Origin of the sequence: Aeromonas sp. HMWF015, from assembly GCF_963878965.1 — a bacterium.
Taxonomy (GTDB): Bacteria; Pseudomonadota; Gammaproteobacteria; order Enterobacterales; family Aeromonadaceae; genus Aeromonas; species Aeromonas veronii.
Map to the genome: position 1 here is coordinate 604 of NZ_CAWNZT010000427.1, position 17,346 is coordinate 17,949.

Genomic DNA, 17,346 nt, shown 5'->3' on the forward strand with positions numbered 1-17,346 from the left:
TCAGGAGACTTGCACCTTATATGTAGGCAACCTGCCCTATCGCGCCAACGAGATTGCAGTGCGCGAATTGTTTGCCGAACAGGGCCAGGTCATTTCCGTGCGGTTGATGAAGGACAAGTCTACCGGCAAGCGCAGAGGTTTCGGTTTCGTGGAGATGCCCGCCGCCGATGCCGCCAAGGCGATTGCCGCGTTGAATGATAAAGAGTACCAGCAGCGCACCCTCAAGGTGCGTGAAGCGAATGACAAACGTGATAAAGAAGAGAGGGAAGGTAGCGAAGCTGACGTCTAACCGCTCGTCAGTACCTTACCTCTTCCAGTGATGACAGCCCCCATGCTTGCAAGGGGGCTGTCAGTTTTTGGGCCTCCCCATCCAGCCGGGTACAATAAGCCCTAGCGATTACCTCTTCTATATATACAGGCTGCACGGCGCCATGCCCGCCATTGCTCAGCAACCAGGCCACCCGTTTGGCAACGGCACTGCCCGAGTCGATCAGCTGGCATTGCGGCATCAGTTGCCCAATCTCTTCATTGAGTAGCGGGAAGTGGGTGCAACCGAGCACCAGCGTATCGGGCTTCTCTTCTCCCTCCAGCCAGTCGGCCAGCACTTCACGCAGCAACGCCATATTGACCGGCAAACCCGCCAGCTTGTGCTCGGCTTCGATTACCAGCTCGGTGGTGCCCTTGAGCAGCACCCGCTTGCCGGGAGCGAACTGGGCGATCAGTTCGTGGGTATAGTCGCGACTCACCGTGCCCGGCGTAGCCAGCAGACCGATACAACCGTTGCGGGTCTGTGCGGCGGCAGGCTTGATGGCTGGCACCACCCCCACCACGGGAATATCCAGTGCCGCACGCAGGGCCGGCAGCGCTATGGTGCTGGCCGTGTTGCAGGCGATCACCACCAGATCGATATGATGACGGGTCACCATGGTGGTAACCAAGCGGGTGCAGGCAGCAATCAGGGCGGGCTCGCTCAATTCACCATAGGGGAAGTTGGCATTGTCGAAGCAGTAGAAATAGTTGTGTGCCGGCAGAACGCGGCGGATCTCGCGGTAGATGGTCAGGCCACCCATACCGGAATCAAACACGAGAATATTGGCCACTTGAGCTCCCCTTTGGTGCAAGGCGGCGATCATACTCCCGCCTGCCGCCAATAGAAAAGGCCCTGCCAATGGCAGGGCCCCTGATTTTTCCGCTTGGCCGGGTCCGGCTTAGAGTGAGTAATCCATCGTCACGTAGTAAGCACGCTCATCGGCAGGATAACCCACCGCAGTCTGATACTCCTTATCCAGCAGGTTGTTGATCTTGCCCGATACCTTGAGTGCCGGCGTCACCTTGTAGCCAACGGCCAGATTCCAGAGGCTGTAACCACCCAGTTCGGTGGTATTGGCCACATTGCCATAGCGCTCCCCCTGATAGATCCAGCTCAACGAGCCGTCAAACTGCTGCCACTGCGCCTGCGTAATCCACTTGGCCCCTTTGCGGGAGATCAGCTGCAACTGCTTGTCGGTCACCTTGTCTTTGGGATCCTTGTACTCGGCAGAGACCCGATGACTCAACCAGCCGGTATCAAACTCCCCTTCCAGCTCGACCCCTTCAATGCGAGCCTTGCCAACGTTTTGTGGTGATGACCCACCATTACCATTAGGGGCCCACTGGATCATCTGCTCGAAATCATTGCGATAACCGGTCATACGCCACTCGACACCCGCAGTTTGACCGTCAAGCATCAGCTCGCTGCTCTTCGACTCTTCCGGCTTCAGGTTGGGATTGCCAGAACCCGGATAGTAGAGATCGTTAAAGGTCGGGGCGCGGAAACCGGTACCGTAACGGGCACTCAGGCGGTAATCCTCCGCAAAGCGCCAGCCAGCACCGGTCTGCCAGGTATTGTGGCGGCCATACTGTTCGTTGTCATCGCTACGGCCGCTCAGCTCACCCTGCCATATCTGGTTGTCAAACTGGGCCAGGGCATAGAGGCCGGTGTTGTCGCGCTCTTTGGCGTCGACCGGATACGTGGAGCCGGAGGAGCGGGAGCGATCATCCAGTCGATCACTCTGCCAATCGGCCCCGCCTCCCAGCGTCCAGCTCTCGTTCAATTTCAAGCTGTTGACCCAGTTCAGGCTGTACTGGCGGGTGTAGGTCCGGGTATTGGCCTGATCGCGGCCACTGTTGTCCTGATAGTCGTACGCATCCTGTTTGGAGAAGGCGCCACGCAACTCACTCAGATAGCGATCATCGTGATAGCGCGACCCCAGCTGATAACTCTGGTTTTCAGTCCAGGTCTCGTTGCGCTGATGGGTGGCAGGCCCCCAGGCGGAAGCCGCAGAAGAGCGATCGTACTGGGCGACATTGCGGAACCAGCGGGTTGTACCGAACAGCTCCCAATTGCTGCCGAGCGCCTGCTGGTAGTCCAGCATGGCGTTGTATCCCTGATGCCCGTGACGGTCATCATCGTTGATGCCGGGCAAGGGGTGTACGTTGTAACCCTCTTCATCATCAAAACCGCCAGCCACCTTGAGCTGACCCGCCTCACCTACCTGGCTGGCACTACTGAAAGCGGCCTGACGCTGTTGATGGGAACCAGCACCGATATTGAACTTGTGCTGATTTGTCCCCTTGTCGAGACGGGTAATGATGTTGATCACCCCACCGATGGCGTCGGAGCCGTAGATGGTGGCACGCGGGCCGCGGATATACTCGATCCGCTCGACCTGATTGAGTGGCAGATTGTTCAGTTCGGTCATTCCGGCGGTCAGGGAGGCACTGCGCACCCCATCCACCAGCACCAGCGTCTGGGAAGAGGTGCCACCACGCACCCGCAGCGAGCTGAGCTGGCCTCGGCCACCATTGCTGACCACTTCCACACCGGGCAGGGTCTTGACCACATCGGTCACGGTCTGGGCTTGCAGGCGATCGATCTCGTCCCGGGTCACCACATTGACCGGGGCAAGCACGCTGGAGGCAGGTTGGGCGACGCGGGTAGCGGTCACCACCATGATGGGATTGACGGGAATGGTCAGCTGCTGGGCAAACGCCGCCGTCGGCAACAGGGCAGCCGCCAGAAATTTCTTCGACATGAGAGATCCTTAAGTTCGCGTAAGTATCTACTTCGTGGCCGGTTTCTCTCGGCCCGAAATACGAACTCTGGCAGGTCTTCGGGCTCGGGGGCTGATAGCCTACGGCGACGGCTTCCCGCCTGACGGCAGTGCCCTGATGTCGCTTCGTTCCCCCTTACCGCTGCGCGCCAGCTCCGGATTCTCACCGGATTCCCTATTAAGCATGATGCGCCAAAGCGGGAGGATTATAGGCAGAGCAAAGCTGGATGTATAGCCATCCAGATTTCTATTTATTGCCAGCCAGCACCGCCAGCCGCTGTTGGGCCCCCTCCATCACCGCCTGTACCCCGGGATGGGAGAGATGGCGCCCTGCCGAGACCAGATAATAAGAGAGGGTAACGTCGGTGAGGGTCGCAATCCGCTCCACCCCGTAGAGGCGACCAATTTCGTCAGCCATCGCCAGCGGCGCCGGGAAGATCCCCATGCCCGCCTTGCCGAACGACTTCATCAGAGTGGAGTCATCAAACTGCCCCACCAGATGGGGGTGAATGCCCTGCTGGCGATACCAGGCCAGCAGCCGATCGTGAGTGGCAGACTTCTCTCCGGGGATCAGTAGCGGCAACCCCTCCAACGAGGCGGGAAAGCCATCCCGCGCCCGCGCCGCCAGCTCCGGGCTGGCAAACAGCGCCAGCGGGCTGCGCCCCAGCTCGTGGTTGTAGCCACGTACACCACTGTCGGGAGGAAGCGGGCGATCGATCAGCACCATATCCAGCTTGTGACGGGCCAGTTCGCTGAACAGCTGCTCGGCCCGCTCCTCGTGGCACACCAGCCGCAGCGGCGTTGCCAGCGCCATGGCGGGGGCCAGCAGCTCGAACGCCAGAGTGCGGGGTACCGAATCGGCGATCCCCACCTGCATGGTCAGCTCCTGACTGGCGTGGCGCAGGGTATGCTCCAGCTCGGCACCGAGCGAGAAAATGGCCCCCGCCTGCTCCTGCGCCTGCCGACCCGCAGCAGTCAGCACCAGACGCCGCCCCACCCGATTGAACAGCGCCACCCCGAGGGACTGCTCCAGCTCGGCCACCTGACCGCTGATGGTCTGCGGCGTGAGATGCAGCTGTTCGGCGGCCTGCGTCACGCTGCCGCTGCGTGCCACATGCCAGAAGTAGTAGAGCTGTTTGTAGTTGAGCATGCCGTTCCCTATCAGTTTTTACCGAACAACCATCAGCGAGAATCTGATTTTATCGAAACATTGCGGGCTCTAGCATGCAACAATTATCTGAACTGCCCTGCGAACCATCATGCTGGACGTTGTTGTACTCTTCTTTCTGTTTGGTCTGCTGGCCGGTCTGGTGCGCTCCGAGCTCAAACTGCCTCCTGCCCTCTACGACACCCTCTCTCTCTTTTTGCTGCTGGCCATCGGCCTCAAGGGCGGCGTCGGTCTGGCCCAGCAATCCCTGCAACCCCTGCTGCCGCAACTTGCGCTGGTGATCCTGCTCGGCGTGGTGCAGACCCTGCTCGGCTTTGCTGTGCTGCGCCTCAAGATGAACCGGGTCGATGCCGCCGCCACCGCAGCCCACTATGGCTCGGTCAGCGTCGCCACCTTTGCGGTCGGGGTGAACTGGCTCACCGAGCGGGGCATCAGCTTTGAATCCCAGCTCTCCATCTTCCTCGCGGTGATGGAGATCCCCGCCATTCTGGTGGGCATAGTGCTGGCCCGCGGCATCAGTCGCGAGACCCGCTGGCGCATGCTGGCCCACGAGACCTTCCTCGGCAAAGGGGTAACCCTGCTTCTCGGCGGTATGGCCATCGGCTATCTGGCCGGGCCGGACGGAATTGCCCCACTCAAACCGCTGTTTGTCGACCTGTTCAAGGGTGCGCTGGCGCTGTTCCTGCTGGAGATGGGCCTCATCGTCGCCCGTCAGTGTCAGGATCTGCGCCGCCACGGCCTGTTCCTGCTCGGCTTCGCCCTCTTGATGCCGCTCGCCTCGGCGGGACTGGGATTGGCAGCTGGCCAGCTGATGGGCCTCTCCCTCGGCGGACTGACCCTGCTGGCGACCCTGGCGGCCAGCGCCTCCTATATTGCCGTGCCGGCCACCATGCGCATCGCCGTGCCTCAGGCCAACCCGGGGCTGTCCCTCAGCGCCGTGCTGGGGGTCACCTTCCCGTTCAACATCATGCTGGGGATCCCGCTCTACCACAGCTGGGCCCGCCACTTCACGGAGTAGCCACATGCAGACCGAGACCCGCACCCTGCTGACCATCATCACGGAAGCCAATCTGGAGCCGACCCTGCTGCGCACCCTCACCCGTGAGGGGCTGCGCGGCTACACCATCACAGATGCCCGCGGTCGGGGCGATCATGGTGAGCGCAACGCCAGCTGGAGCGAGAGCGGCAACATCCGGCTGGAGGCGATCTGCAGCCGGGAGCAGGCGGAGCGGCTGCTGGCCCACCTGCAGAGTCGCTACTACCCCGATTACGCCATGATCGCCTTTCTGCAGCCGGTCGAAATCGTGCGACCCGAGAAATTCTGAGCCGGCTTGCCGGCTCTTTTTGCCCACCAAAAGCAAACGTTTAACAGCAAGGAACCAGAAAAAATGAACACCGCTCCCCTGATCGGCCTGGTAATGGGCTCCGACTCCGACTGGCCAGTGCTGCAGGCTGCCGCCCGTATCCTCAAGGAGCACGGCGTGCCCTACGAGGCGCAGGTAGTCTCGGCCCATCGCACCCCGGATCTGCTGTTCGAGTATGCCGCCACTGCCCGCGAGCGCGGACTGCGCGCCATCATCGCCGGGGCCGGTGGCGCTGCCCATCTGCCGGGCATGGTCGCCGCCAAGACCACGCTGCCGGTGCTGGGGGTGCCCATCCCCTCCCGTCATCTCAAGGGAATGGACTCGCTACTCTCCATCGTGCAGATGCCCAAGGGGGTACCGGTCGCCACCTTCGCCATCGGCGAGGCGGGGGCTGCCAACGCCGCCCTGTTCGCGGTCTCCCTGCTCTCGGTCGCCCTGGATGACGACGCCCCCCGCTACCGGCAGCAGCTCGACGACTTCCGCACCCACGAGCGAGATCGGGTGCTGGCGCTGCAACTGGAGGAGCCGACATGATCCTGCCCCCCGCCACCCTCGGCATGCTCGGCGGCGGTCAGCTTGGCCGCTACTTTGTGATGGCCGCCCACCGCCTCGGCTACAAGGTGGTGGTGCTGGATCCCGACCCGGCCAGCATCGCCGGTGCCGCCGCCGATCACCATATTGTCGCCCCCTATGACGACACTGGTGCACTGGTCGAACTGGCCAGCCGCTGCGAGGCCATCAGCTGCGAGTTCGAGAACGTGCCCGCCGCCACCCTCGCCCTGCTCGAAAAACAAAAGCCGGTGCGCCCGGGCGCCAGCGCGGTGCGTATCTGTCAGGATCGCCGCGAGGAGAAAGCCTTTCTGCACGGAGCAAACATCCCGATCGCCCCCTATCTGGCGCTATTGCCGGCAGAGCCCATCCCCGCACAGGCCAGCGAACTCTTGCCCGCCATCCTCAAGACTGCCCGCGAAGGGTACGACGGCAAGGGGCAGTGGCAGGTGAGCAATCTGGATGAGCTGGCGACGGCACTGGCAGCCAGTGGCGTGCCCTGCGTGCTGGAAAAACGGCTGGCGCTGGAGGGGGAGTTTGCCCTGACCCTGGCCCGCAGCCCGAGCGGCACCATCAGCGCCCTGCCACTGGTGCAGAACTGGCACAGCGGCGGCATCCTCGATCAGACTCGCTCCCCGACCAATGTGCCAACGCTGGAGAGCGAAGCCAAAGCAATAGCCGAGCGGCTGATCGCGGCCCTCGATTACGTCGGGGTGCTGACGGTGGAGTTCTTTCTGGTGGAAGGCCGATTGCTGGTCAACGAGCTGGCGCCCCGTCCCCACAACTCGGGTCACCCCAGCCTCGACAACGCTGCATGCAGCCAGTTCGAGTTGCAGGTACGGGCCCTGTGCGATCTGCCGCTGCCGGAGCAGATCGCCGTGCGCCCCGCCCTGTTAATCACCCTGCTGGGGGATCTCTGGCAGAACGGCACCCCCGACTGGGCTTCCCTGCTGGCGCTGCCCGGCCTGCATCTGCACCTCTATGGCAAGGGCGAACCCCGCCCCGGCCGCAAGATGGGCCATATCACGGTAACCGGTGACGACTGGTCAACGGTGGAGGAAAGCTGCCGCAAGGCCCGCCAGCTGCTGGGGCTAGCGCCGCGCTGATCGACCATCGGAAATGCAAAGACCCGGGCATAGCCCGGGTCTCTGTTTTTGCTTGCTATGGCAGGGAGGCTTATCAGGCCCGCTCCACCGCTACCGGTGCCGGCAGGCGGATGGTGAGGGAGAGCACCAGCGCCACCACCAGCAACACCAGGATCAGGTGGAAGGTCGCCATAAAGCCGCCAAACAGGGAGGCTACGATGGAGCCGATGATGCTGCCCAGACCAAAGCCCAGATAGATGACGCCGTAGTTCTTGGTCAGGTTGTTGAGACCGAAGAAGTCGCTCACCAGCGAGGGGTAGACGGTGATGGTGCCACCGAAGCTGAAGGCCACACAGGCAACCGCCACGAAGAACAGATTGGCATTGAGCGGCACGAACAGCAGCAGCGCCATGCCCGCCAGGGTAATCAGCTGAGCGATGGTGATGACCCGGATGCGGGACATCTTGTCAGAGAGGATACCCAGCACCAGACGGCCACCCAGGTTGGCCATGGCGATGATGGCGACGGCATTGGCAGCGACTACAGCAGGCAGACCCACCATCTTCTCGCCGATATCCTTGGCCACGCCGATGACATAGAGGCCGCTCATGCAGGCGGTGAGGAACATCAGCGCCAGCATCCAGTACTGTGGCTTGCGCATCGCCTCGGCCAGGGTGAAGTCACGGCTCTCGCTCTGCTGCACGGAAGCGGCCTGCTTGGGCGCATCCTTCATCAGCATGCCGCCCACCAGCACCATGGACATGGCGATCAGCCCCCACAGCTGGAAGGTGGTCTCAAGGCCGGAGCTGGAGAGCAGCAGCAGGTTGATATATTTGAAACCGAGACTGCCGAGACCATAGGCACCGATGGAGCAGGCGGAGATCAGCCCCTTGCGCTCCGGGAACCATTTCACGCAGTTGGAGAGGGTCATCAGGTAGCCGGTACCGTCGGCAAAACCGACCAGAATGCCCGCGCAGAGGTAGAGCATCGCCAGATTGCTGGCATGGGCAGTGAGGAAGAAGCCGATGCCGAGCAGCACGCCGGCGCCCAAGGTCACGTTACGCACCCCGAATCGCTCCTGCAGCTTGCCCGCCATGGAGGAGGCGACCGCCAGCGACAGGCTGAGCAGGCCGAAGGCGAAAGCGACCTGACTCACCGGCTCGTCCAGCTTGTCGGAGAGCTGGGCGTTGAACAGGCTCCAGGTATAGACAGAACCCAGTGCGAACTGGGTGATGATGGTACCGATCAGTGTCAGGTACCGGGTGCGATTCATCTCTTTGGTCATGATGCGTCTCGGTCGATGGCCTTAAGGAAATTGAGGCCACTATAGGCAAGACGCAGCTCGCGCCGATCGATTAAGGCATGAAATGCAGATCGGCGGGAATGAATGACAATCAGAGCCGCATCAGCTGACGGAACGCCTTGATGTTGCTGCGACTGACCGGCACCTCGAACGGCAGATCATGGAGCCGGATGAGATAGGTGCTGTTAAACCAGGGGACGATTTCGCGGATCTTGTTGATGTTGACGCAGTAGGAGCGGTGGCAACGGAAGAAGCCCTCGGCCGGCAGGCGGCTGACAAACTCGCTGATGGTCATGGTCATCACGTAGCGATCATCGCGGGTGTAGACATAGGTGAGCTTCTCGTCGGCTTCCGCGTAGTAGATCTGCTCGCAGGGGGTGACGATGATGCGCTCCCCCTTCACCAGATTGACGGTGCGATTGTGGGGGCTATTCCCCTCACCGCTCGCCTCCCCCGTGGTGGCTGGCTGCGACTTGCCCGCATGCTCGAGCTTTTGCAGCAGATTGATGAGGCGCGGCTCGTTGTAGGGCTTGAGGATGTAGTCGAACGCCTCCAGCTCGAACGCCTCCACCGCAAACTCCTTGTAGGCGGTGACGAAGACGATGTGGGGCGGATGACTCGACTTGTGCAGGTTCTTGGCCAGCAGCAAGCCGTCGATGGAGGGGATCTGGATATCCAGAAACACCACATCCACCTCGTGATCCTGCAGGTATTTGAACGCCTCCAGCCCATCCTCGAAGCTCGCCACTATCTCGATGGTGCTGTGCTGATTCACCAGATAGATCAACTCCTCGCGGGCCAGATACTCATCTTCGACAATAATGGCTTTCAGCATGACAACACCTCTCGCGGCACACACTTATCCTCAACCATGATGGCACTCAGCATGGCATCGACTCCTGATCCGGCAGATAGAAACTCACTTCGGTACCCGGCTCCAGCCGCTTGAGGTGCAGGCCGTCGCCATAGAGCAGCTTGACCCGCTGATGCACGTTCATCAGGCCAATGCTGCGACTCTCCACCCGACCGGCGGCGACCCCGTCGATCACCGCCTGACTGATGCCGTAACCGGTATCGCGCACCGATACCCGGATGCCGCCCGCCAGCTGTTTCACCTCGATGGTGACCCGGCCCGGCGCGCTGCGGGGCTGGATGCCGTGCAGGATGGCGTTTTCCACCAGCGGCTGCAACAGCAGGCTCGGCACCTGAATGTGCACGTCGTCCACCTCGAACACCACCTCCAGCTTGTCGCCAAAGCGGGCCTGCTCGATTGCCACGTAGTCACGCACCTGCTGCAGCTCCTCCTGAATGTCGATAAGCTCATCCCCCTTGTTGAGGTTGTAGCGCAGGTAGTCCGCCAGATTGGCGATCAGCTGGCGCGCCTGCTGGGGCCGAATGCGGATCAGCGACGAGATGGCGTTGAGGGCATTGAACAGGAAATGCGGGTTGATCTTGCTCTGCAGCGCGGTGAACTCCGCCTTGCGAGTCATCTCCTTGAGCTGCTCGATGCGCGACACCTCCATCTGGGTGGAGATGAGCTGGGAGAGGCCCACCGCCATCTCTCGCAGCGAGCTGGTGATGCTGTGGGTGCGGCGATAGTAGATCTTGAGGGTACCGCTCACCGAGCCGTTTTCCCGCAGCGGAATAATGATGACCGAGTGAAAATCGGAGAGGTGATACTGGCGCAGATCGTTGTTGATGATGATCTGGTCGAGCAGCACCGCCTGCTGGGTCATGCCGCTGATGGCGTGGTGCTCGTCCAGCTCGTAATAGTCCTTGCCCACCCCGACATAGGCCAGTACGTCATGGGTATCTGTGATGGCCACCGCATCGGCGCTGATGTCGCGCCGGATCACATCGCACACCTGACTTAGGGAGTGGCGATCGATGTTCTGGAAGAAAGGCAGCGTCTTGTTGGCGATATCGAGCGCCAGCTTGGCCTGCTTGGCGGCAATCAGCTCCTTCTCGTCATCCAGATCCTGCACCAGCTTGATGATAAGGCCGATGCAGAGCGCCCCGGCGATCATCGGATAGGCGATATGGTTAACGATCTCCACCCCGACTTCGTGGGGCTCGGTCAGCAGCCAGATCAGCAGCATGGTCAGCCCTTCGCACAGCATCCCCGCCAGAATGCCGTAGAGCCAGAGCCGCGACTTGCGACAGCGCAGGTGCAGCCAGGTGGCGAGCAGACCGGCGATGATGCTGGCAATCAGGCAAGGGATGGAGGTGTGACCATCCATATCGATGAGATAGCGATGCAGGCCGGAGATAACCCCGGCCGGAATGCCGACCCAGGGGCCAAACAGGATGCCGCCGGAGATGATGGCAATGATCCGCACGTTGATCAGCGCCCCCTCCACCGGAATGCCGGTGTAGGTACTGAACACCGCAAACAGGCCGAAGATGGAGGCCACCAGCACCAGCTCCGCCGGGGTGTGATCCCGCTTCTGGAACAGCCGCTGGAACGGCCGGGTGCGAGTCAGAAAGAAGAGGGTCATCAACATCAGCGCCGCCCGTTCGAACACCGCCAACAACATCATCTGATTCTCAAGCATCTGCGCCCCCTTGCGACAACCCGACCGATCACCATAACCCCGGCCAATAAATCGGGGCCGGATAAACCAGCCCCTGTGACATCAACAGTACTGACCGGCCACCCAGCCGGAGGACCAGGCCCACTGGAAGTTGTAGCCACCCAGCCAGCCGGTCACATCCACCACCTCGCCAATGAAGTAGAGGCCCGGCACCTTGCGCGCCTCCATGGTCTTGGAGGAGAGCTCGTTGGTATCGACGCCACCCAGGGTCACTTCTGCGGTGCGATACCCCTCGGTGCCGTTGGGCAGGATCTGCCAGTCACCCAGCAGGTTGGCAACCGCCTCCAGCTCCCGCTCGTTGTACTGGCGCATCGGCTTGCTGACCAGCTGACCCAACTCCACCAGCTTGTCGACGAAGCGCTTGGGCAGCTCGCGCCCCAGCACGGTTTTCAACTCCTGCGCAGGGTGAGCCTGCGCCCACTCGCGCAGGGCGGCCGGAATATCCAGCTCCGGCAGCAGGTTGATGTGGATCTTCTCGCCGGCATGCCAGTAGGAGGAGATCTGCAGGATAACGGGGCCGGAGAGGCCGCGATGGGTGAACAGCATCGCCTCCTTGAAGCGGGTGCCATCCTCGGCAGTCACTGCCACCGGCAGGCTGATGCCCGCCAGATCGGCGAACGCCTCTTTCTCCGCCTGATGGAGGGTAAAGGGCACCAGACCGGCGCGGGTCGGCAGCACCTTGAGGCCGAACTGCTCCGCCAGCTTGAAGCCATACGGGGTAGCGCCCAGCTTGGGCATGGAGAGACCGCCGGTCGCCACCACCAGCGAGTGGCAGCCGATCTCACCCTTGCTGGTGGTCAGCAGAAAGCCCTCGTCCTGCTTGCTGACGGTGAGGATCTCGGTCTGGAACTGCAGGGTCACCCCAGCCCAGTCACACTCGGTGAGCAGCACATCGACGATATCCTTGGCGCTCTCGAGACAGAACAGCTGCCCCAGGGTGCGCTCGTGATAGTTGATCCCGTGGCGGTCCACCAGATCGATAAAGTCCTGCTGGGTGTAGCGGGCCAGCGCCGACTTGCTGAAGTGGGGATTCTCCGACAGGTAGGCGTGAGCGCCAGCCTGATGGTTGGTGAAGTTGCAGCGACCACCGCCACTAATGAGGATCTTGCGGCCCGGCTTCTTGGCGTTGTCGAGCACCAGCACGGAGCGGCCACGGTAGCCCGCCTGCGCCGCACACATCAATCCGGCCGCACCGGCCCCGATCACCACCACATCGACCTGCTTCATCATCACTCACTTATCAAAATAGAAACGGCACCTGGCCAGAACCGAGATTGCCTCTGGCGGAACACAACCATAGTGGCTGCCCACCAGAATAAACAACGGCCCTTAAAAGGGCCGTTATTGTACTGGCTGAACACTAAGTGTCCACGACTATCAGGCGTTGCTGTCCATGATGCTGGCAGGGGCGCCCTTGGCCAGTTCGGCCAGCTCCTTGTCGATGAAGTAGAGGCCCTTGCCATCTTCACCCACCAGACCGAGACGGTCGACGATGCTCTTGAACAGCTTCTCCTCTTCATGCTGCTCGGCCACATACCACTGCAGGAAATTGAAGGTGGAGTAGTCCTGGGTGGTGAAGGCTACGTGGGCCAGACCATTGATGCACTTGGTGATGTGATACTCGTGCTCCAGGGTGGTACGGAACACGTCGCCCAGCGACTTGAACTCGTGGGGAGGGGCATCGATGGCACCCAGCTTGGGCATGGCGCCGGTCTCGCTCACATAGGTGAACAGACGCTCCATGTGCTGGCGCTCCTCGACCGCGTGCTGACGCAGGAAGGTCGCCGCCCCCTCAAAGCCCTTGTCTTCGCACCAGGCGCTCATCTGCAGATAGAGATTGGAGGAGTAGAACTCCAGGTTAATCTGCTCGTTCAACTTCTCGATCATGGCTTGGGCCAGCATCTTGTTTCTCCTCAGTGATTTGGTATCGATTGTCGCCACACTCCCGCCGCGAATCAACCCGCCAACGAGAGGGAGATCCCGTTTCTTTCAGCTCAGGGGGTCAGCTCGCCAAGGGAGGCGACATCCACCGGCGCTGCATAATCGACGCCAGGCAGCTCGAAGCCATTGAGCTGCATGAAGTCCTGCCGCAGCCCGGCAAAGTCCCCCAGCGCATGGAAATTCTCCGGCGTCACCTTGGGCCAGAGCGCCGAAACGGCGGCCTGAATGGCCGGGTCGAGCTCGTAGTCATCCATCCGGATCAGCCGGTTGCCATCGGCCACCACCCCATTGGCCCCATACATCTTGGCGGCAAACAGTCGCTGCATCTGCTCGATGCAGCCCTCATGGACGCCGCGCTCCTTCATCACCCCCATCAGCAAGCCGAGATAAACCGGCAACACAGGAATATAGGCGCTCGCCTTGGTCACCAGCGCCTTGCAGACCGACACCCAGGCGTGACCGCCAATCTCGGCCAGCTGCAGGTTGATGGTCTCGGCGGTGGCGTGCAGATGCTCCTTGGCATAACCGATGGTGCCATCGCGATAGAGGGGATAGGTGGATTCCGGGCCGATGTAGGAGTAGGCCACGGTTTGCGCGCCGGGGGCGAGACAACCGGCCTGCTGCAACGCCTGCATCCAGAGCTGCCAATCCTCGCCCCCCATCACGGTGACGGTATCGCGGATCTCCTCCGGCGTGGCGGGCGCTAGCGACTGCTGCACCAGAGTATCGCACTCCAGATCCAGCCCCCAGCCGCTGAACGGCTGGCCAGTAGTCTTGAGCACCGAGCGCACCTGCGTGCCGTCGGGCAGCACCCGGATGCCGCTCGCCAGCGAGTAGATCACCAGATCCACCTGCCCCATCTGCTGGCGGATGGTGTCGATGGCCTGCTGGCGCATCCCGTCGGAGAAGGCATCACCGATCAGGTTGATGGCGATGCGCCCCTCCTGCTCCGCCTCCTTGCGAAACCAGATGTTGTTGTACCAACCGGCACTGCCCAGCCCCTTGTCGGAGGGGCCACGCTCGAACGAGATGCCAATGGTGTCGGCACCCGCACCGAAGGCGAGTGCAATGCGCGACGCCAGTCCGAACCCGGAGGAGGCCCCCAGCACCAGCACCCGCTTGGGCCCGTTGAACGGACCAGCGGCCTTGATCCGTTCAATCTGCTGCTGCACGGCGGCGCGGCAGCCGATGGGATGACAGTTGCGGGCAACACAACCTTGAATCTGGGGATGAATGATCATGGGAAGGCCTCCAAAGAAACTGGCTACAGCATAACCAAATCGAAGGAGATTAACTTGATGCCGGATCGCTATCAGTCAGAAAAGCAGCGGGAAATGAGGCAGAAAAACAAAAGGGAGCACGTGGCTCCCCAAAGCGGTATTCAGATGCTTTTTGTTGTTTTGTGTTCATTGCGAAGCACGGGCCCATCCTATGCCTCTCCCCCCTGATCGGCAAGCCGAGGGGTGTGACCGGCGTCAAACTCTTGTTTAATTTACAGGCAAATAGTGGTTAATAACTGAGTGGCTGACCCTGTGTCACACGTCATTAAACTCATTTAAATCCCAAAACTGTGCCTGAGACACCATTTTAGTTTCAGCAGAGATTGGTATAGTGGGCTGAAGGATCGGTAAGGAGAACCCCCATGAGTGGAACAACCTATTACAAGCATATTCTGGCCGCGATCGACCTCTCTGAAGATAACCGCAAGGTGATCGACAAGGCGGTGGACAGAGCCCGCTCCAACGGCGCCAAGCTGTCGGTTATCCATGTCGATGTGGACCTCAAGGATCTCTACACCGAGATGATCGATATCGACATCGACAACGTGCAGGATCAGGTGATCGCCGAAGCGAAAGAGAAGCTGGAGGCATTTCTGGCCTCGGTGGACTATCCCATCGAGAAGAAGCTGGTGATCTGCGGCGATCTGAGCGAGCGGGTCAATCAGGCGGTCAAGGAGTACGAGATCGACCTGCTGGTGTGCGGCCATCGCCAGAGCTTCTGGAGTCTGCTCACCTCCAGCGCCCGTCAGCTGATGAATACGGTGCCCTGCGATCTGCTGGTCGTCCCCTTGCAGAAGTAATGAAACCGGCGTAGTTTGATTTGCTATGAACATGACCGCATTCAATCACAACTACTGGTGGTGCTGCTCCTAAACAGGCGGCACCGCGTTTCTATTGTAAATTTCCCAAAGAAAACACCGTGACCGCCGAGAGGCGGTCAACTGTTTTTATCCCTTTGTCGCCTCCCGGCTCACCCAACTGGAGAGAGTGACATGCACAACCCCGTAATCCTGACTGGCGATCGTCCCACCGGCAAACTACACATCGGCCACTATGTCGGTTCCCTGCGCCAGCGCGTCGAAGCCCAGCACCATTACCGCCAGTTCGTGATGATCGCCGACTTGCAGGCGCTGACCGACAACGGCCACAATCCGGCCAAGGTGACCGACAACGTGCTGGAGGTGATGGCCGACTATCTGGCAGTCGGCCTCGACCCGGCCAAAACCACCTTCTGCCTGCAGAGCGCCCTGCCCGCCCTCGCCGAACTCACCTGCTACTACCTCAATCTGGTCAGCGTCGCCCGGCTGGAGCGCAACCCTACCGTCAAGGCGGAGATCCAGCAGAAAGGGTTCGAGCGCACGTTGCCGGCCGGGTTTCTGGTCTACCCGGTGAGTCAGGCCGCCGACATCACCGCCTTTCGCGCCAGCCACGTGCCGGTTGGGGAAGATCAGCTGCCGATGCTGGAGCAGACCAACGAGATCGTCCGCCGCTTCAACTCTCTGGTAGGCAAAGAGGTGCTGACCGAATGCCAACCAATCCTGAGCGACACCGGCCGCCTGCCCGGCATCGACGGCAAGGCCAAGATGTCCAAATCCCTCGGCAACACCATCGAACTCGGCATGTCGGCGGAAGAGGTCAAACAGGCGGTGTTCGCCATGTATACCGACCCCAACCACCTCAAGGTGAGCGATCCGGGTCAGGTGGAGGGGAATACGGTGTTCGCCTATCTCGATGCCTTCCACCCCGACAAGGCGCTGGTCGCCGAGATGAAGGCGCACTACCGGCGCGGCGGACTGGGGGACATGCGCTGCAAGCAGGTGCTGAACGACTGCCTGCAGACCCTGCTCGCTCCGATGCGAGAGCGCCGGGCCGCGGCCATCGCCGACAAGAAGATGCTGCTGGCGCTGCTCTATCAGGGCACCGAGCAGGCCCGCATCATCACCGAGGAGGTATTGGCGGAGGTGAAAAGCGCCATGGTGCTCGACTACTTCGCCAGCATCCGCTGAGCGGGGGTCCCGAGCGCATCGGCGCCATAGAGGTCAAACACCAGCTGGTGCAACAGGCTCTTGAACCAGCCGATCGCCTCGTCATGGGCGGTGAGCGGGTGGCCCGCCATCAGGTAGACGATGGGGATGGCGGGGTCGAGCTGGTGCATCCGCAGCGGGTAGTAGCGGCAGAAGTGGCGCCCGATCATCTCGGGCACCACCACCAGATAGCGGCCGGTCGCCATCAACGGCGGCACCGCCATAAAGCTCGGCAACCGCACGCCCAGCTCCCGCTCCACCCCGAAGCGGGCCAGCCAGAGCTCCACCATCGCCTGACTGTGACCCCAACTGGAGGTATGGATGTGGGGACGGCTCACCAGCTCGACCGGAGTCAGCACATCGGGCAATTCGCTGCCAAGCGGCGACAGGCAGACCAGCGGGTTGTTGAACCACTCCTCCCGCCACAAGCGGGGTGAGAGATGATTCGCCCCGGCGAAGCCGATCACCAGATCCAGCTCCCCCTTCTCCAGCTCTCGCTCGTAGTTGCTGTCCGCCAGCTCGCACACCTCAAGCCGACAGTGAGGGGCCTGCCGATGGAGCCGCTCCACCAGCACCGGCACCAGCCCGTGCTCTACCGAACCCGGGGTGGCGATACGGAAAATCCGCCGCGCGGTGGCGGGATCAAACCCCTTGGCCTGCCGCAATCCCTGCTCCAGCATCGCCAGCGCCTGGCGCACCGGCCCTGCCAGCGCCTTGGCCCGCTCGGTCGGCATCATCTCGCGCCGACTCATCACGAACAGCGGATCATCCAGCGCCACCCGCAGCCGCCCCAAGGCGTGACTGACAGTGGATTGGGAGAGATGCAGCCGTTCGGCGGCACGGGTGACATTGCGCTCCTGCATCAGCATGTCGAATACGGCGAGCAGGTTGAGGTCGAGGCGGGCGAGCGAGCTATCCATCGATATTAGCCATAGTTAAATGCCAA

At 61.5% G+C, this 17,346-nt stretch carries 16 protein-coding genes, 1 pseudogene and 1 riboswitch; of the genes and pseudogenes, 7 read left to right on the forward strand and 10 right to left on the reverse strand.

What is annotated here, in order from left to right:
- A pseudogene (locus AACS18_RS23730) lies at nucleotides 1–289 on the forward strand (RNA-binding protein); the annotation flags it as partial.
- A 7-nt stretch (nucleotides 290–296) separates the two neighbouring features.
- Here the strand turns inward: AACS18_RS23730 and murI are convergent.
- The 3 genes from murI to AACS18_RS21965 all read right to left on the reverse strand — a co-directional run bounded on the left by murI (nucleotide 297) and on the right by AACS18_RS21965 (nucleotide 4,242).
- On the reverse strand, nucleotides 297–1,100 hold the full coding sequence (gene murI, locus AACS18_RS21955) for a glutamate racemase (protein ID WP_108613342.1): 804 nt from the start codon (nucleotides 1,098–1,100) through the stop codon (nucleotides 297–299).
- A gap of 108 nt (nucleotides 1,101–1,208) precedes the next feature.
- Nucleotides 1,209–3,074, reverse strand: coding sequence for a TonB-dependent receptor domain-containing protein (locus AACS18_RS21960; protein WP_108613327.1), 1,866 nt, complete (start codon nucleotides 3,072–3,074; stop codon nucleotides 1,209–1,211).
- Between the two features lie 52 nt (nucleotides 3,075–3,126).
- Nucleotides 3,127–3,304: riboswitch (cobalamin riboswitch) on the reverse strand.
- Between the two features lie 35 nt (nucleotides 3,305–3,339).
- Complete coding sequence (locus AACS18_RS21965; protein ID WP_108613328.1) at nucleotides 3,340–4,242, reverse strand: LysR family transcriptional regulator; 903 nt, start codon at nucleotides 4,240–4,242, stop codon at nucleotides 3,340–3,342.
- A gap of 109 nt (nucleotides 4,243–4,351) precedes the next feature.
- On the opposite strand from AACS18_RS21965, the gene AACS18_RS21970 reads away from it, so the two are divergent.
- From AACS18_RS21970 to AACS18_RS21985, 4 genes are all read left to right on the forward strand, one after another.
- Nucleotides 4,352–5,278, forward strand: coding sequence for a sodium-dependent bicarbonate transport family permease (locus tag AACS18_RS21970; RefSeq protein ID WP_005342109.1), 927 nt, complete (start codon nucleotides 4,352–4,354; stop codon nucleotides 5,276–5,278).
- 4 nt (nucleotides 5,279–5,282) lie between these two features.
- The gene (locus AACS18_RS21975; RefSeq protein ID WP_033138869.1) at nucleotides 5,283–5,585 is read left to right on the forward strand and encodes a P-II family nitrogen regulator; all 303 of its coding nucleotides are present in this window, start codon (nucleotides 5,283–5,285) and stop codon (nucleotides 5,583–5,585) included.
- Nucleotides 5,586–5,648: 63 nt separating this feature from the next.
- Nucleotides 5,649–6,158: a 5-(carboxyamino)imidazole ribonucleotide mutase gene (gene purE, locus AACS18_RS21980; RefSeq protein WP_108613329.1), complete on the forward strand. Its 510-nt coding sequence runs from the start codon at nucleotides 5,649–5,651 to the stop codon at nucleotides 6,156–6,158.
- Entirely contained in the window at nucleotides 6,155–7,279 is a 1,125-nt protein-coding gene (locus AACS18_RS21985) for a 5-(carboxyamino)imidazole ribonucleotide synthase (protein ID WP_108613330.1), read from the forward strand. The genes purE and AACS18_RS21985 overlap by 4 nt, the downstream gene beginning before the upstream one ends.
- Nucleotides 7,280–7,352: 73 nt before the next feature.
- Here the strand turns inward: AACS18_RS21985 and AACS18_RS21990 are convergent, their stop codons facing one another.
- From AACS18_RS21990 to fabV, 6 genes are all read right to left on the reverse strand, one after another.
- Complete coding sequence (locus AACS18_RS21990) at nucleotides 7,353–8,543, reverse strand: L-lactate MFS transporter (RefSeq protein ID WP_040069602.1); 1,191 nt, start codon at nucleotides 8,541–8,543, stop codon at nucleotides 7,353–7,355.
- 109 nt (nucleotides 8,544–8,652) lie between these two features.
- On the reverse strand, nucleotides 8,653–9,396 hold the full coding sequence (locus AACS18_RS21995; RefSeq protein ID WP_108613331.1) for a LytR/AlgR family response regulator transcription factor: 744 nt from the start codon (nucleotides 9,394–9,396) through the stop codon (nucleotides 8,653–8,655).
- Between the two features lie 46 nt (nucleotides 9,397–9,442).
- Entirely contained in the window at nucleotides 9,443–11,116 is a 1,674-nt protein-coding gene (locus AACS18_RS22000; RefSeq protein ID WP_005339222.1) for a sensor histidine kinase, read from the reverse strand.
- 81 nt (nucleotides 11,117–11,197) lie between these two features.
- A complete protein-coding gene (locus AACS18_RS22005) occupies nucleotides 11,198–12,382 on the reverse strand; it encodes an NAD(P)/FAD-dependent oxidoreductase (RefSeq protein WP_162518412.1) in 1,185 nt (394 codons plus the stop codon).
- A 150-nt stretch (nucleotides 12,383–12,532) separates the two neighbouring features.
- Complete coding sequence (ftnA, locus tag AACS18_RS22010; RefSeq protein WP_005339225.1) at nucleotides 12,533–13,057, reverse strand: non-heme ferritin; 525 nt, start codon at nucleotides 13,055–13,057, stop codon at nucleotides 12,533–12,535.
- A gap of 92 nt (nucleotides 13,058–13,149) precedes the next feature.
- The gene (gene fabV, locus AACS18_RS22015; protein WP_108613333.1) at nucleotides 13,150–14,337 is read right to left on the reverse strand and encodes an enoyl-ACP reductase FabV; all 1,188 of its coding nucleotides are present in this window, start codon (nucleotides 14,335–14,337) and stop codon (nucleotides 13,150–13,152) included.
- Between the two features lie 401 nt (nucleotides 14,338–14,738).
- Here fabV and AACS18_RS22020 point away from each other — a divergent pair, with 401 nt between their 5' ends.
- Entirely contained in the window at nucleotides 14,739–15,176 is a 438-nt protein-coding gene (locus AACS18_RS22020; protein WP_005339229.1) for a universal stress protein, read from the forward strand.
- A 192-nt stretch (nucleotides 15,177–15,368) separates the two neighbouring features.
- Nucleotides 15,369–16,382 carry a tryptophan--tRNA ligase gene (trpS, locus tag AACS18_RS22025; RefSeq protein WP_108613334.1) on the forward strand — a complete coding sequence of 338 codons (1,014 nt, stop codon included), beginning with the start codon at nucleotides 15,369–15,371 and terminating at the stop codon, nucleotides 16,380–16,382.
- On the opposite strand, the gene AACS18_RS22030 is transcribed toward trpS, so the two are convergent.
- Nucleotides 16,361–17,320: a LysR family transcriptional regulator gene (locus tag AACS18_RS22030; protein ID WP_069555091.1), complete on the reverse strand. Its 960-nt coding sequence runs from the start codon at nucleotides 17,318–17,320 to the stop codon at nucleotides 16,361–16,363. The genes trpS and AACS18_RS22030 overlap by 22 nt on opposite strands.
- Nucleotides 17,321–17,346: the final 26 nt, after the last annotated feature.

Excerpts from the sequence above, each read along its gene's own strand:
- fabV (WP_108613333.1), bottom strand. The coding sequence starts at position 14,337 with ATGATCATTCATCCCCAGATTCAAGGTTGTGTTGCCCGCAACTGTCAT.
- trpS (WP_108613334.1), top strand. The coding sequence starts at position 15,369 with ATGCACAACCCCGTAATCCTGACTGGCGATCGTCCCACCGGCAAACTA.
- AACS18_RS21990 (WP_040069602.1), bottom strand. The coding sequence starts at position 8,543 with ATGACCAAAGAGATGAATCGCACCCGGTACCTGACACTGATCGGTACC.
- AACS18_RS22005 (WP_162518412.1), bottom strand. The coding sequence starts at position 12,382 with ATGAAGCAGGTCGATGTGGTGGTGATCGGGGCCGGTGCGGCCGGATTG.
- AACS18_RS21970 (WP_005342109.1), top strand. The coding sequence starts at position 4,352 with ATGCTGGACGTTGTTGTACTCTTCTTTCTGTTTGGTCTGCTGGCCGGT.
- AACS18_RS21960 (WP_108613327.1), bottom strand. The coding sequence starts at position 3,074 with ATGTCGAAGAAATTTCTGGCGGCTGCCCTGTTGCCGACGGCGGCGTTT.
- AACS18_RS22020 (WP_005339229.1), top strand. The coding sequence starts at position 14,739 with ATGAGTGGAACAACCTATTACAAGCATATTCTGGCCGCGATCGACCTC.
- purE (WP_108613329.1), top strand. The coding sequence starts at position 5,649 with ATGAACACCGCTCCCCTGATCGGCCTGGTAATGGGCTCCGACTCCGAC.
- AACS18_RS22030 (WP_069555091.1), bottom strand. The coding sequence starts at position 17,320 with ATGGATAGCTCGCTCGCCCGCCTCGACCTCAACCTGCTCGCCGTATTC.
- ftnA (WP_005339225.1), bottom strand. The coding sequence starts at position 13,057 with ATGCTGGCCCAAGCCATGATCGAGAAGTTGAACGAGCAGATTAACCTG.
- AACS18_RS21995 (WP_108613331.1), bottom strand. The coding sequence starts at position 9,396 with ATGCTGAAAGCCATTATTGTCGAAGATGAGTATCTGGCCCGCGAGGAG.
- AACS18_RS21975 (WP_033138869.1), top strand. The coding sequence starts at position 5,283 with ATGCAGACCGAGACCCGCACCCTGCTGACCATCATCACGGAAGCCAAT.
- AACS18_RS22000 (WP_005339222.1), bottom strand. The coding sequence starts at position 11,116 with ATGCTTGAGAATCAGATGATGTTGTTGGCGGTGTTCGAACGGGCGGCG.
- AACS18_RS21985 (WP_108613330.1), top strand. The coding sequence starts at position 6,155 with ATGATCCTGCCCCCCGCCACCCTCGGCATGCTCGGCGGCGGTCAGCTT.
- AACS18_RS21965 (WP_108613328.1), bottom strand. The coding sequence starts at position 4,242 with ATGCTCAACTACAAACAGCTCTACTACTTCTGGCATGTGGCACGCAGC.